The 14,079-nt window shown below is 72.1% G+C and carries 10 protein-coding genes and 1 riboswitch; of the genes, 7 read left to right on the top strand and 3 right to left on the bottom strand.

Translation table 11 applies throughout. The features are described from left to right. Positions 1–11 precede the first annotated feature (11 nt). The gene (locus AB0O09_RS31800; RefSeq protein ID WP_363547753.1) at positions 12–962 is read right to left on the bottom strand and encodes a terpene cyclase; all 951 of its coding nucleotides are present in this window, start codon (positions 960–962) and stop codon (positions 12–14) included. A 282-nt stretch (positions 963–1,244) separates the two neighbouring features. Here AB0O09_RS31800 and AB0O09_RS31795 point away from each other — a divergent pair, with 282 nt between their 5' ends. The 7 genes from AB0O09_RS31795 to AB0O09_RS31765 all read left to right on the top strand — a co-directional run bounded on the left by AB0O09_RS31795 (position 1,245) and on the right by AB0O09_RS31765 (position 12,027). Further along, entirely contained in the window at positions 1,245–4,205 is a 2,961-nt protein-coding gene (locus AB0O09_RS31795) for an AAA family ATPase (RefSeq protein ID WP_363547751.1), read from the top strand. 157 nt (positions 4,206–4,362) lie between these two features. After that, positions 4,363–5,430, top strand: coding sequence for an aldose epimerase family protein (locus tag AB0O09_RS31790; RefSeq protein WP_363547748.1), 1,068 nt, complete (start codon positions 4,363–4,365; stop codon positions 5,428–5,430). Positions 5,431–5,803: 373 nt separating this feature from the next. Then, entirely contained in the window at positions 5,804–7,087 is a 1,284-nt protein-coding gene (locus AB0O09_RS31785; protein ID WP_363547746.1) for an extracellular solute-binding protein, read from the top strand. A gap of 111 nt (positions 7,088–7,198) precedes the next feature. Further along, positions 7,199–8,200 (top strand): sugar ABC transporter permease, encoded by a 1,002-nt coding sequence (locus AB0O09_RS31780; RefSeq protein WP_363547743.1) that lies wholly within the window; start codon positions 7,199–7,201, stop codon positions 8,198–8,200. Between the two features lie 50 nt (positions 8,201–8,250). Continuing rightward, positions 8,251–9,156, top strand: a complete 906-nt coding sequence (locus tag AB0O09_RS31775) for a carbohydrate ABC transporter permease (protein ID WP_363547741.1) — start codon at positions 8,251–8,253, stop codon at positions 9,154–9,156. 104 nt (positions 9,157–9,260) lie between these two features. Next, positions 9,261–10,982: a glycoside hydrolase family 13 protein gene (locus tag AB0O09_RS31770; RefSeq protein ID WP_363547738.1), complete on the top strand. Its 1,722-nt coding sequence runs from the start codon at positions 9,261–9,263 to the stop codon at positions 10,980–10,982. A 1-nt stretch (position 10,983) separates the two neighbouring features. Next, positions 10,984–12,027 (top strand): LacI family DNA-binding transcriptional regulator, encoded by a 1,044-nt coding sequence (locus AB0O09_RS31765; protein WP_344621856.1) that lies wholly within the window; start codon positions 10,984–10,986, stop codon positions 12,025–12,027. 213 nt (positions 12,028–12,240) lie between these two features. On the opposite strand, the gene AB0O09_RS31760 is transcribed toward AB0O09_RS31765, so the two are convergent. Together AB0O09_RS31760 and AB0O09_RS31755 are read right to left on the bottom strand one after the other, a co-directional pair. Then, positions 12,241–12,444 carry a hypothetical protein gene (locus AB0O09_RS31760; protein WP_363547735.1) on the bottom strand — a complete coding sequence of 68 codons (204 nt, stop codon included), beginning with the start codon at positions 12,442–12,444 and terminating at the stop codon, positions 12,241–12,243. 173 nt (positions 12,445–12,617) lie between these two features. Then, positions 12,618–13,787, bottom strand: a complete 1,170-nt coding sequence (locus AB0O09_RS31755; RefSeq protein WP_363547733.1) for a transglycosylase family protein — start codon at positions 13,785–13,787, stop codon at positions 12,618–12,620. A 5-nt stretch (positions 13,788–13,792) separates the two neighbouring features. Beyond that, positions 13,793–13,991: riboswitch (cyclic di-AMP (ydaO/yuaA leader) on the bottom strand. Positions 13,992–14,079 lie beyond the last annotated feature (88 nt).

Below are 14,079 nucleotides of genomic sequence, written 5' to 3'. Positions count from 1 at the left end.
TGCATCGCCGGTCACGCGGTGCGGTAGCGGCCCGTCCACCGTTCCCAGTGCAGGTAGCCCGCCAGCCAGGCGGTCATACCGTCGGCGTAGCGCTGTGCGACGGCGCGCTGCTCCTCGTCGAGTTCCAGCTCGCGGAAGGCGCAGGGCAGTTCGGCGAGCAGCCGGGTGTAGCGGTCGACCAGCAGCTGCGCCTCGGCGAGGACGATCGAGCAGGCTTCCTCCGGCGGGCAGGAACGTTCGCGCTGGACGATCATCACCAGGTTGTACACGTCCCCGCGCGGCGCCTCCAGCGGGTAGGAGCGGACGTCGTTGCTGTACGAGGGGATGTCCGCGGCGACCTGGCGCAGTTGCCGCAGCACGGGGTGGTGGAAGGTGCCCTGCGGCACGGTGAATCCGCCGAGCCGTTCGACCATGTCGAAGATGGTCTCCATGGCGGCCGTTCCCCGGCGGAGCATCAAGTAGCCCTCGCGGTCCGGGATCCGGCCGGAGAGCCGGCCGGCGGCCTCGGCGGGGTGGCTGGCGAAGTACCACTCCCAGTTGGCGGCGGCCCGGGCCCGCCAGCGGCCGGGCATGCCGGCCGTGGACCGTCTCCAGAGGTCGGCGAAGGCCCGTTCCACGCCGGAGGTGCCGTCCGGCAGGGCGCCGTAGAGGAGCGCGGTCAGCCGTTCGCAGATCCGGGACACCTCGGTGGGGCGCCGGCCCAGGGCGCTGTCGAACTGGTCGTCGAAGAGGAAGAAGAAGCCCAACATGTCCGCGGCGAGGGCGAGTTCGTCCGGGCCCGCGTCCGGATGGCTGAGCGCCGCGAGCTCTGCGACCTCCCAGTGGCCGTACACCGCCGCGTCCGCGACGTCCGCGAGTTCGCGGTGGCGGGCGAGCCAGGAGCGGTGCCGCTCGGCGGCGTGGGCGTGGTGCCCGCTGCGCCGGTGCGGGAACGGGAAGTCGAGCGAGCTGTCGTCGGACATGGTGCTCCCAGCGAGGTGACTCTCGGATCCGGTGCTGTGCGTTCGCGCGTCGTACGGTGACCCCGATGCTGATACTGGGACGTGCGGAAGATCCACTGCGTCGTCCGGCCCGGCAGACTACCCGATCGGATCATCAGATGGCATGCGCACCAGGGCATTTGCCCGGGCCCTGCGGCCTCAACCCTCGACTCCCGTCGGGCCTGCACGAATGCCGCCCGCGCGGGCGTGCACGGCGCTAGGGTCGTGGGCGGAACGAGGAACGGAAGAGGCGGAGGCGCGGCGGTGTCGGCAGATCAGAACGGGCAGGGCGAAAAGGAGTACGTCACCTCTCCGGCCGAGGAGACACTGCGCGAGCGGGACACCGAGCTGCACACCGCCGACGAGGCGGTCGCCCGGCTGTGCCGCAAGTTCGCCGCCGGCGGCACCGAGATCGGCGAGGTGCTCTGCTACTCCGGCCCCGGCGGCATGGGCAAGACCTCGCTGCTGCACCGGGTCCGCCGCCTGGGCAAGCTCCAGCCCGGCTGCACCGTGCTCTTCGCCCGCGGCGGCGAGCGCCAGCGCAACGAACCCTTCCGCGTGCTGCGGCAGTTGCTGCAGCCGGTGCTCGGCTCGCTGCCCGAGGAGGAGAAGCAGGAGGTCTTCGGCAACTGGTACGGCATCGTCGGCCCCGCCATCGGTCTCGTCCCGCCGTCCGACGAGCTGGAGCCCCTCGACCCGCAGGGCGTGCGCGACGGCCTCGACTTCGTCTTCACCCAACTCGCGCCGCGCCGTGCCCCGTTGGTCATGGTCGTCGACGACCTGCACTGGGCCGACCAGGAGTCCCTCAGCTGGCTCGCCGCGTTCGCCGTCCGCTCGCGCGAACTGCCGGTGCTGCTCGTCCTCGCCTACCGCGACGAGTTCGACCACAAGGCGCTGCCGCTGCGCCACCAGATCGAGTCCATCGCCCAGCACCGCCACGAACTGCGCCGGCTCACCCCGGACACCGTCGCCGACCTCGTCCGCGCCGAACTCGGCCCGCACGCCGAGGACGCCTTCTGCCGCCAGGTCTGGGCCGTCACCGGCGGCACCCCGTACGAGGTCGTCGCGCTGCTCCGCGAGGTCCGCGACCAGGCGCTGGAGCCCAGCGAGGAGAACGCCCGCAGGCTGCACGACCTCGCCGCCGCCGCCCGCGGCGAGACCCTGCAGCACTGGCTGGACAAGCTCGGCCCGACCACCCTGCGGTTCGCCTGGGCCGCCGCGCTGCTCGGCACCGACATCCGGCAGACCCTCGCCGCCGCGATCTCCGCCCAGGGCCCGGACCAGGCCGAGGAGTCCGTCCGCCAGCTGCGCCGCCAGCGCGTCCTCACCAGCCAGCCCAACGGCCGGCTGGAGTTCGTCCACCCGCTGATCGGCACCTCGATCTACCTGACGATGCCGGCCGCCACCAAGACCGCCATGCACGGCATCGCGGCCACCGCCATCGAGAACGCCGGCGGCACCATGCTCGCCGCCTCCCGGCACCTGCTGGAGGTACTGCCCGAGGGCGACGACGCGATCGTCCGCAAGCTGCGCAAGGCAGCCCAGGAGCACCTGGCCATCGGCGCCCCGGACGCCGCCAAGCGCTGCCTGGAGCGCGCCCTCAACGAGCCGCCGGACGAGGAGATCCGCGCCGAGGTGATGTACGAGCTCGGCTGCTCCGCCCTGCTCACCGACCCGGCCGCCACCGTCAACCAGCTCACCGTCGCCCTGGAGCCGGAGAACGGCCTCAGCCCCGCGCTGCGGGTCGACGCCACCTTCCGGCTCTCCGAGGCGCTCGCCCACGCCGGCCAGCTGACCCGGGCCGCCGCGGTCTGCCACGAGGAGGCGCAGCGCACCCCGCAGGGCCCCGGCCGGCTCCGCCTGGAGGCCGCGCACTTCATGTGGGCCGCCTTCCAGCGCGACGAGGACGACGCGGTCGGCCGCTCCCGGCGGCTGGAGGACCTGGCCACCTCGCTCACCGGCCGGGACAGCGCCGAGCGCGCCCTGGTGGCCATGCAGGCCTGGGACCTCACCCTGCGCGGCGGGTCCGCCGCCCGCGCCGTGGAGCTCGCCGACCGGGCACTGGTCGACGGCCGGCTGCCCGCAGAACTCCGCTGGACGGGCACGACCTGGGGCTTCGAGCTGCCCGCCCTGATCGGCCTCACGCTCACCTACACCGACGAGCTCATCCGCGCCGAGCGGCTGTTCTCCGACGCCATCATGGAGTTCGAGGTCGCCGGGTGGAGCGGCGCGCACCGCGGCTTCGCCTACTTCCTGATGGGCCTCGTCCGGTTCCGCCGCGGCTTCCTACTGGAGGCCGAGGACTTCCTCCGCCGCGGACTGCGGATCTCCGAGCGGATCGCCCCCGACCTGCCGCTGCAGTGGGACATCGTCGGCGTCCTCGCCGACACCCTGCTCGCCCGCGGCCGCGTCCAGGAGGCCTGGGAGCTCGCCGAACAGTACCGCTTCGCCCCGCCGTACCACGAGACCGCGATGGTGCTGCCCGACGCGCCCACCCTCTACGGCAAGCTGCTGCTCGCCCGCGGCGACCGCGCCCGGGCCGTCGAGGTCCTCACCGAGGTCGGCCGGCAGCTCGACGCCCGCGGCCGGTACAACACCGTCTGGGCGCCCTGGGCCGGCCACCTCGCGCTCGCCCTCGCCCCGGACGACCCGGAGGAGGCCCGCAAGCACGCGCAGGACGCCGTCGACCGGGCACGCACCTTCGGCTCGGCCTCCGCGGTCGGCGCCGCCCTGCGGCTGCAGGCCGCCGTCACCGACGGCCCGGTCGCGGTCGAGCTGCTGGAGGAGGCCGTCGCCGTGCTCGGCCAGTCCCCGGCCGGCCACGAGCACGCGCACGCCCTGGTGGACCTCGGCGCCGCGCTGCGCCGCAGCGGCCGGCTGGTCGACGCCGGCGAGTACCTCTACCAGGGCATGGAACTCGCCCAGCAGTGCGGCGCCGACGGCCTGGTCGCCCGCGCCCGCCGCGAGCTCGCCGTCTCCGGGCTGCGCCCGAACCGGCTGCGCACGCTCACCAAGGACGCCCTCAGCCAGCACGAGTGGGAGGTCGCCGAACTCGCCGTGCGCGGACTGCCGCCGCAGCGGATCGCCGACCACCTCGACCTGCCGCTCAGCCTGGTGCACCGCCGACTGGCCGCAGTGCACCGCAAAGCGGGCACCGGGCCGGAGGGCCTGGCGGCCGCCCTCGGGCTGCCCGACAAGGACTCCCGCACCGGCGACGACGGCTGAGACCGTCCGGAACCCGCGACCGGCCGGGGCACGCACCGCGCAGCAGCGCCGTACCGGGTCCCGGCCGGGCTAGGCTGCTCCCGGGGCGACAAGATCGCTCATAATCGAACAGCAGTCGAGGTGAGGCGGTCGCGGCCGCTTCGGTGAGGAGCAGGCCATGGCGGCATCCGCACAGGCCACGGAGGTCCGGCACGAGCCCTTCGAACCCAGTGGCGCGGGCGCGGCGATCGAGCGCTGGACCTTGCGCAACGGCCCGCTGGAGGCCAGCGTCCTCACCCTCGGCGCCACCCTGCACACCCTCACCGCGCCCGACCGCTCCGGCACGCCCGCCCAGATCCTGCTCTCCACCGAGGACCTCCCGCAGGTCCTCGGCGCCGCCCGCCACTACGGCAGCACCGTCGGCCGCTACGCCAACCGGATCGCCGACTGCCGGATCACCCTCGACGGCGAGGACCACCCGCTCGCCCCCACCGGCAACGGCGTCACCCTGCACGGCGGCCCGGACGGCTTCGCCCACCGGATCTGGGAGGCCGAGGAGATCCCCGGCGGCGTCCGGCTCAAGCTGTACAGCCCCGACGGCGACCAGGGCTTCCCCGGCGGCCTCGACGTCACCGTCTCGTACACGCTCTCCGCCGACGCGGTGACCATCGACTACCACGCGGTCACCAGCAAGCCCACCGTCGTCAACCTGACCAACCACGCCTACTTCAACCTCGCGGGCGAGGGCAGCGGCGACGTGCTCGGCCACCTGCTCACCCTGGACGCGGACCACTACACCCCGGTGGACGCCCGGCAGATCCCGCTCGGCCCGTTCGAGGCGGTGGCCGGCACGCCCTTCGACTTCACCACCGCCCGACCGCTCGGCAAGGGCATCGCCGAGAACCACCCGCAGGTGGCGGCGGCCCACGGCTACGACCACAACTGGGTGCTGCGCGAGCGCCCCGCCGACGGCGGCCCGTCCCGCGCCGCCCTGCTGGAGGACCCGGAGAGCGGCCGCACCCTGGAGGTGCTCACCACCGAGCCGGGCATCCAGGTCTACACGGCCAACGGCTTCCAGGGCGCGGTCACCGGTGCCCGCGGCGTCCCGTACGGCCCGTACGCCGGCGTCGCGCTGGAGACCCAGCACCACCCGGACTCGCCGCACCAGCCCTCGTACCCGTCGACGGTGCTGCGCCCGGGCGAGGAGTTCCGCTCGACGACGGTGCTGCGCCTGGGCACCGCCTGAGGCCCGGCGACCGTCCGGGAGGGGCCGCGGGCCCGTCCGACCGAGAACGGTTGCTGCAAACCACCGCAACGACGGCCCGTGCCGCCGGGGACGACCCGGACGGCGCGGGCCGTTCGCATGCCCCGGTCGACCGGGAGCGACGCAGGTCACAGGGGTCGAGGGGGCGGTTCGCGCGACGGCAACTCGGAGGACACGCGGATGTAACGATCTGAATCACGCTTGCAGAAAGTTGCTGCAAGGGCTTTCAGGTTGGCTTTCGGCGCTGTTACGTTCCTCCACAAGCCCGACGGCCGCAACGGCGCAGTCGGCACGGGACAGCCATTATGCGCGGTCCTCCACCAATTCGGGCACCCCCACCTTCCTAGGAGTTCTCATGCGGCGTGGCATCGCGGCCTCCGCTCTCGTTGCGGCCCTTGCGGTTTCCCTTGCAGCCTGTGGTAGCAGCGGCTCCGGCTCGGACGCCAAGGGCGACGGCGGTCCGGTCACCATCACCTACTGGGACACGTCCAACGCCACCAACGAGGCTCCGACCTACCAGGCGCTGGTCCAGAAGTTCGAGGCCGCCAACCCGAACATCAAGGTCAACTTCGTCAACGTGCCGTTCGACCAGGCGCAGAACAAGCTGCAGACCGCGATGGGCGCCAAGGGCGCACCGGACGCCTTCCGCTCCGAGGTCGGCTGGACCTCCGCCTTCGCCAAGGCCGGCTTCCTGGAGCCGCTGGACGGCACCCCGGCGCTCCCCGACGCCTCCGCCTTCCAGCCGAGCCTGGTCCAGCAGGCCAAGTTCGACGGCAAGACCTACGGCGCGCCGCTGGTCACCGACACCCTCGGCCTCCTGTACAACAAGGACCTCTTCACCAAGGCCGGCATCGCCAAGGCCCCCACCACCTGGGACGAGCTGAAGGCCGACGCCGCCCAGATCAAGGACAAGGCCGGCGTCGACGGCTTCTTCATGCGGGCCGGCGACGGCTACTTCGCCCTGCCGTTCCTGTTCGGCGAGGGCACCGACATGGTGGACGCCAAGGGCAAGAAGATCACCGTCAACTCGCCCGAGGCCACCAAGGCCGTCGAGACCTACAAGTCGATGTTCACCTCGCCCGGCACCGCCAAGGCCGACGTGACCACCGACTCGTACGCCCACATGATGGACGCCTTCAACACCGGCAAGGTCGCGATGATCATCCAGGGCCCCTGGGAGATCACCAACATCTACAAGGGCGCCGCGTTCAGCAACAAGGCGAACCTGGGCATCGCCCCCGTCCCGGCCGGCTCCACCGGCAAGGCCGGCGCCCCCACCGGCGGCCACAACGTCTCCGTCTACGCCGGCTCCGACGCCGCCCACAAGGCCGCTGCCGAGAAGCTCGCCGCGTTCCTGACCTCGGCCGAGAGCCAGACCACCCTCGCGCTGAAGAACTCCACCCTGCCGACCCGCGGTGACGCCTACACCGCCGAGGTCAAGGCCAACCTGGGCATCGCGGGCTACCAGGCCATCCTGAGCACCGCCCAGCCGCGGCCCGAGCTGCCCGAGTACTCCTCGCTGTTCGCCTCGATCGGCACCAACCTCGGCAAGATCGTCCAGGGCCAGGCCGACACCAAGACCGGCCTGGACGCCACCGCCGTCGACTACGCGAAGCTCCTCCCCGGCTTCGCCAAGTAACACCACCGGCCGCCCGGCCCACCCCAGGTGGGCCGGGCGGCCGTCGGCCACCCCCGTACGAAGACCCAGTCGCCGACGCGAGGCGGCGGACCTCCCGAAAAGGTGTCAACAATGGCAGTCGCCGTGCAGGGCGCTCCCGGCAAGAGCAGCCGCGGCCGCGAACCGCGTCCGGGCCTGGTGGAGCGCATCAAGCTCTCGTACAGCAAGTACTGGTACGCCTACGCCATGATCGCGCCCGTCGTGGTCGTGCTCGGCGTGCTGGTCGGCTACCCGCTCGTGCGCGGCGTCTACCTGACGCTCACCGACGCCACCAGCCTCAACACCGGCCGCCAGATCGGCGTCAACCACATCCCGGACAGCTTCAAGTTCGTCGGCCTGCACAACTACGCCGACGTGCTCTGGGGCCCCGGCTCGTACGACCGCTTCTGGTCGCACTTCGTGTGGACGATCGCCTGGACGGTCATCTGCGTCGTCCTGCACTACACCATCGGCCTGGCGCTGGCCATGCTGCTCAACCAGAAGCTCCGCGGCCGCGGCCTCTACCGCATGCTGCTGATCCTGCCCTGGGCCGTGCCGACCTTCGTCACCGTCTTCTCCTGGCGCCTGATGCTCGCCGACGGCGGCGCCATCAACGCCGTCCTCGGCTCCCTCGGCCTGCCCGAGCCCGGCTGGCTCTCCGACCCGTTCGCGCAGAAGGCCGCCGCCGTCGCCGTCAACACCTGGGTCGGCGTGCCCTTCATGATGGTCTCGCTCCTCGGCGGCCTGCAGTCCATCCCGGCCGAGCTCTACGAGGCCGCGGAGATGGACGGCGCCAGCCCCTGGCAGCGCTTCCGCTACGTCACCCTGCCGGGCCTGCGCACCGTCAGCAGCACCGTCGTCCTGCTCGGCGTGATCTGGACCTTCAACCAGTTCGCCGTCATCTTCCTGCTGTTCGGCAACGGCGCGCCCGACGCCCAGATCCTGGTCACCTGGGCCTACCGCCTCGGCTTCGGCCAGATGCCCCGCGACTACGCGCAGTCCGCCACCTACGGCGTCCTGCTGCTCTCGCTCCTGATCGTCTTCACCAGCTTCTACCGCCGTTGGCTCGCCCGCAACGAGCAGGCGAACGGCTGAGCGCCGCGAGCATCCAGCAGACCAGCGACATCCACGAGGCAGGTACCCCGATGACCACCACCACCGATCGACCGGCCGCCCGCCCCGCGGCCGCCCACGCCGCCCGGCCGGCCAAGGTCCGCAGCCGCGAGCAGCGCAGCCCCGTCGCCTCCGTGCTCAGCCACCTCGCGCTGATCACCGCCAGCCTGATCGCGCTCTTCCCCGTCGTCTACATCGCCTACATCTCGCTGGGCCCGGACGACATGGACTACCTGCACCCGGGGCAGATCCTCGGCAAGGCGACCCTGTCGAACTACGACAAGGTGCTCAACCAGACCGACTTCTTCAGCTGGTTCGGCAACTCGGTGATCGTCGCCGGCGGCACCACGGTCGTCGGCGTCATGCTCGCCGCCAGCACCGGCTACGCCGTCTCCCGGATGCGCTTCGCCGGCCACAAGCAGCTGATGTGGACGCTGCTGGTGACCCAGATGTTCCCCATCGCCGTGCTGATCGTGCCGATGTACTACATCCTGTCCAACCTGCAGCTGCTGGACAGCTACCTCGGCCTGATCCTGGTCTACTCCGGCACCACCGTCCCGTACTGCGCCTGGCTGCTGAAGGGCTACTTCGACACCATCCCGGTGGAGATCGACGAGGCCGGCCGGGTCGACGGGCTCTCGCCGTTCGGCACCTTCTGGCGGCTGATCCTGCCGCTGGCCCGCCCGGGCCTGGCCGTCGCCGCCTTCTACTCCTTCCTCACCGCCTGGGCCGAGGTCGCCTTCGCCTCGACCTTCATGCTCAGCTCGGACAAGTACACGCTCGCGGTCGGCCTGCAGTCCTTCATCAGCGAGCACGACCACCAGTGGCAGCTGATGGCCACCACCTCGGTGCTCATCGCGCTGCCCGCCGCCCTGGTCTTCTACCTCGTCCAGCGCCACCTCGTCACCGGACTCACCGCAGGTGCGGCCAAGTCCTGACGAACGCACGCACCGAACGGCCGAAGCACCCGCCGAGGCCGTCGGTCCGACGTACCGTCACACCACGCTCCGTTCGCCGCGATTCCCCAAGGGATGACTGACCCATGACCCAGAACCTGGCCGACGCCTCCCGGCCCGCCCCCGTTACCGCCGCCGAGCCCATCGCAGCGAGTGCGGGCGCGAGCAGAGGCTGGTGGCGGGACGCGGTCATCTACCAGGTCTACCCGCGCAGCTTCGCCGACTCCAACGGCGACGGCATGGGCGACCTGCCGGGCATCCGCAGCCGCCTGCCCTACCTGCGCGACCTCGGCGTCGACGCGGTCTGGCTCTCCCCCTTCTACGCCTCCCCGCAGGCCGACGCCGGCTACGACGTCTCCGACTACCGCGCGGTCGACCCGATGTTCGGCACCCTGCTGGACGCCGACGGGCTGATCCGCGACGCGCACGCGCTCGGCCTGCGGATCATCGTCGACCTCGTCCCCAACCACTCCTCCGACCAGCACGAGTGGTTCCAGCGCGCGCTGCGCGAGGGCCCCGGCTCCCCGCTGCGCGACCGCTACCACTTCCGCCCCGGCAAGGGCGAGGACGGCGAGCTGCCGCCCAACAACTGGGAGTCCATCTTCGGCGGCCCGGCCTGGACCCGCTCCGTCAACCCGGACGGCACCCCGGGCGAGTGGTACCTGCACCTCTTCGCCCCCGAGCAGCCCGACTTCAACTGGGAGAACCGGGCCGTCGCCGACGAGTTCCGCTCGATCCTGCGGTTCTGGCTGGACATGGGCGTCGACGGCTTCCGGATCGACGTCGCGCACGGCATGGTCAAGCAGGCCGGCCTGCCCGACATCGGCGGCGAGGGCGACCAGCTCAAGCTGCTCGGCAACGACGTGATGCCCTTCTTCGACCAGGACGGCGTCCACGAGATCTACCGCGACTGGCGCAAGATCCTCGACGAGTACCCGGGCCAGCGGATCGGCGTCGCCGAGGCCTGGACCCCGACCGTCCAGCGCACCGCCAACTACGTCCGCCCCGACGAGCTGCACCAGGCGTTCAACTTCCAGTACCTGGGCACCTCCTGGTCCGCGGACGAGCTGCGCGAGGTGATCGACGTCTCGCTCGACTCGATGCGCCCGGTCGGCGCCCCCACCACCTGGGTGCTCTCCAACCACGACGTCACCCGGCACGCCACCCGCTTCGCCAACGAGCCCGGCCTCGGCACCCAGATCCGCACCGCCGGCGACCGCGAGCTCGGCCTGCGCCGCGCCCGCGCCGCCAGCCTGCTGATGCTGGCCCTGCCCGGCTCCGCCTACGTCTACCAGGGCGAGGAGCTCGGCCTGCCGGACGTCACCGACCTGCCGGACGAGGTCCGCCAGGACCCGTCCTTCCTGCGCGCCTCCGGCCAGGACGGCTTCCGCGACGGCTGCCGGGTGCCGATCCCGTGGTCCGGCACCGAGGCCCCGTACGGCTTCGGCCCCGCCGCGGGCGGTCCGAGCTGGCTGCCGCAGCCCGCCGAGTGGGCCGACCTCAGCGTGGAGGTCCAGACCGGCGACCCGACCTCCACCCTGGAGCTCTACCGCTCCGCGCTGGCCGTCCGCCGCGAGCACCCCGCGCTCGGCGCCGGCACCGAGGTGACCTGGCTGGACGCGCCGGAGGGCGTGCTCGCCTTCCGTCGCGACAGCGCGCAGGGCTCATTCGTCTGCACCTCCAACACCACCGGTGCGCCGGTCCGGATGGCGGCTCCCGGACGTATCCTGCTGTCCTCCGCGGACACCGAGGCCGCGGACGGCGAGATTCTGCTGGCATCGGACAGCACCGTATGGTGGGCGGTCTGAGATGGTTGCAATAGGCTCTGGGATCGTGACTACGGCGCGACTCTCGGACATCGCGGCGCAGGCGGGGGTCAGTGAAGCCACCGTCAGCCGCGTCCTCAACGGCAAGGCGGGCGTCTCCGCGACCACCCGCCAGACCGTACTGGCCGCCCTCGACGTACTCGGGTACGAGAGGCCGACCCGGCTGCGACAGCGCAGCGCGGGTCTGATCGGTCTGATCATCCCGGAGCTGAACAACCCGATCTTCCCCGCGCTCGCGCAGGTGATCGAGCAGGTGCTCAGCCGGCACGGCTACACGCCGGTGCTGTGCACCCAGACCCCCGGCGGCTCCACCGAGGACGAACTCGTGGAGCTGCTGGTGGAGCGGGGGGTGTCCGGCATCGTGTTCGTCTCCGGACTGCACGCCGACACCACCGCCGACCACGAGCGGTACAACAAGCTGATCGGCCGCCAGGTGCCGTTCGTGATGATCAACGGCTACAGCGAGCGGATCGCCGCGCCGTTCATCTCCCCGGACGACCGCGCCGCGATGTGGATGGCCGTCCAGCACCTGGTCGAGCTCGGCCACACGAAGATCGGCCTCGCGATCGGGCAGCGGCGCTTCGTACCGGTGCTCCGGAAGGTCGAGGGCTTCCGGGCGGCCGTGCAGGAACTGCTCGGAGTGACCGAGGAGGAGGCCGACGGCTGGATCCACCACACGCTGTTCAGCGTGGAGGGCGGGCACGCCGCGGCCGGCGTGCTGCTCGACAAGGGCTGCACGGCGATCGTGTGCGGCAGCGACATGATGGCGCTCGGCGCGATCCGGGCGGCCCGGCAGCGCGGCCTCGCGGTGCCGCAGGACGTCTCGGTGGTCGGGTTCGACGACTCGCCGTTGATAGCGTTCACCGAGCCGCCGCTGACCACGATCCGCCAGCCGGTGGAGGCCATGGCCATCGCGGCCGTGGACGCCCTGCTGGAGGAGGTCGGCGGCAACCCCGCGCAGCGCGCGGAGTTCATGTTCCAGCCGGAGCTCGTGATGCGCGGCTCCACCGGCGCCAGCGTGCGCTGACCCCCGCCACGGGCCGACGGGCCCGAGGCACACCCTCGCGGCCCCGGAGAGCCCTCTCTCCGGGGCCGCGGGCGTTTCCGGGGGCAGGGCCCAGGGGCGCGGGGCAACAACCCAGGGGCGCGGGGCAACCGTTCAGGGGGCGCGGGAGGTGCTCCACGCGCCCCTGGTGGTCGGCCCGGCGCCCCCGGCGGCTGATCCCCCCGGGCGTGTGCCTCAGCCCTCTTCGACGGTGCGGTGGGGGCGGGTGGTGCGTTCGGCGGCGGCGGCGTCGCCGGTGCGGGCCTCGGTGCGGCGGCTGCGGGCCAGGTAGTCGCGGACGATCAGCTCCACCGCGTCCTGCGGGTTGCCCGCCCCGACGGCCAGCATGACCTCGATCGCCAGATCGGCGTCCAGCGTGACGGTGACCTTCGCTGCCATGGCGGCTCCTCAACTCCGTGGGGGCGTCAGCCTATCCGTGCGGGCAGGCCGAAGCCCCGGGGCGGCGGGAGGCCGCTCCGGGGCTGCGGAGGGGGAGAGGAGCGCCCGGGCCGAGGGACCCAGGTACGGCTTCGGGCGCCTGCCCCGGCGTACGCGACGCCGGGAGGGGTGGTTCAGACCCGGCCGGCGAAGTCCGGGGCCCAGTTGGCGATGGTCTGGACGCGGACGCCGGCGCTCGGGTTGGCGGCCTCGACGTACTTGCCGTCGCCGATGTACATGGCGACGTGGTGCACGCCCGAGTTGGCGCCGTTGTTGGACCAGAACAGCAGGTCGCCCGGCTGCAGGTTGTCCAGCGAGACGCGGGTGGAGTAGTCGGCCTGGTCGGCGGCGACGCGCGGGACGGAGATGCCCGCGGCGCGCAGCGCGGCCTGGGTGAGGCCGGAGCAGTCCCAGCCGCCGTTGCCGGTGCCGCCGTAGATGTAGGCCTGACCCACCTTGGAGAGCGCGAAGTTGACCGCGGCGGCCTTGGAGCCGGTGGCGGTCTGCGCGGCCGTGGCGGTGCTCGCCTTGACCGCGGTGGTCGCCGGCTTGGCGGCGGCCGGGGCGGCCTGGGCCGGGGTGGAGGACGCCTTGGCCGGGGTGCCCAGCGACAGCTTCTGGCCCGGGTAGATGGTGTGCGGACCGTTCTTCAGGACCGACTTGTTGATCTCGTAGAGCTTCTGCCAGCCGCCCTGGACGTGGTTGTGCTCGGCGATGGTCGACAGCCAGTCGCCGGCCCGCACGGTGTAGGTGGCGCCGTGGCTCCACTGGCCCTGCCAGGACTTCTGGCCCTGCCAGGCCTTGCCGTCCTGCGAGGTGCCGGTGGAGGCGGTCGAGCCGGTGGAGGCGGCCGGCGCGGCCGGGGCGGCCGGCTTGGCGGGGGTGGTGGCCGCCGGGGCCGGGGTGGAGGCGGAGCCGCCGGTGTTGATCTCGGGGGCCGGACCGCCCTTGGTCAGGCCGGCCTTGACGGAGCAGACGGGCCAGGCGCCGGGGCCCTGGACGGCCAGCACCTTCTCGGCGACGGCGATCTGCTGGTCCTTGGTGGCCAGGTCGGCGCGGGAGGCGTAGCTGCCGCCGCCGAAGGAGGTCCAGGTGCTGTTGGTGAACTGGAGGCCGCCGTAGAAGCCGTTGCCGGTGTTGATGTGCCAGTCGCCGGAGGACTCGCACTGGGCGACCTTGTCCCAGGTGGAGACCGAGGCGGCGGAGGCGGTGCCGGCGGCCAGCGACGGGATGCTGAGGCCGATGCCGACGACGCCGGTGGTGGCGAGAATGCGGCGGCCACGCTTGGAGTTGATGGACAGCATGAAGCAGCGTTCCTCTCCCACGCCTGCGAGGTGAGCTGTCGGATTCGGGCTGGAGTTGCCCGGCCGCGCGCGCAGGATCCGGCGATCCCTCGCCGTTTCCGCGCGTGCGGCTTCACCCCAAGCCGGGGAGCGGTGCTGGACCGTTCCCGGGCGACTTACCTGGTTCCCCCGCCCCTGCCGAAGTGCGTTTCGCATTGCCAGTCGGACCGCCGGCAGGACTCGGCGTTCGGGCCAACTGGGTCCGTGTGACCACGAACGTGGGAGGACATTAGACAGAGTTAAGTTCAAACCG

This window comes from Kitasatospora sp. NPDC093679, assembly GCF_040683455.1.
GTDB lineage: Bacteria > Actinomycetota > Actinomycetes > Streptomycetales > Streptomycetaceae > Kitasatospora > Kitasatospora arboriphila.
The sequence above is the reverse complement of the archived record's forward strand: the minus strand, read 5'-3'. Positions and strand labels throughout refer to the sequence as shown.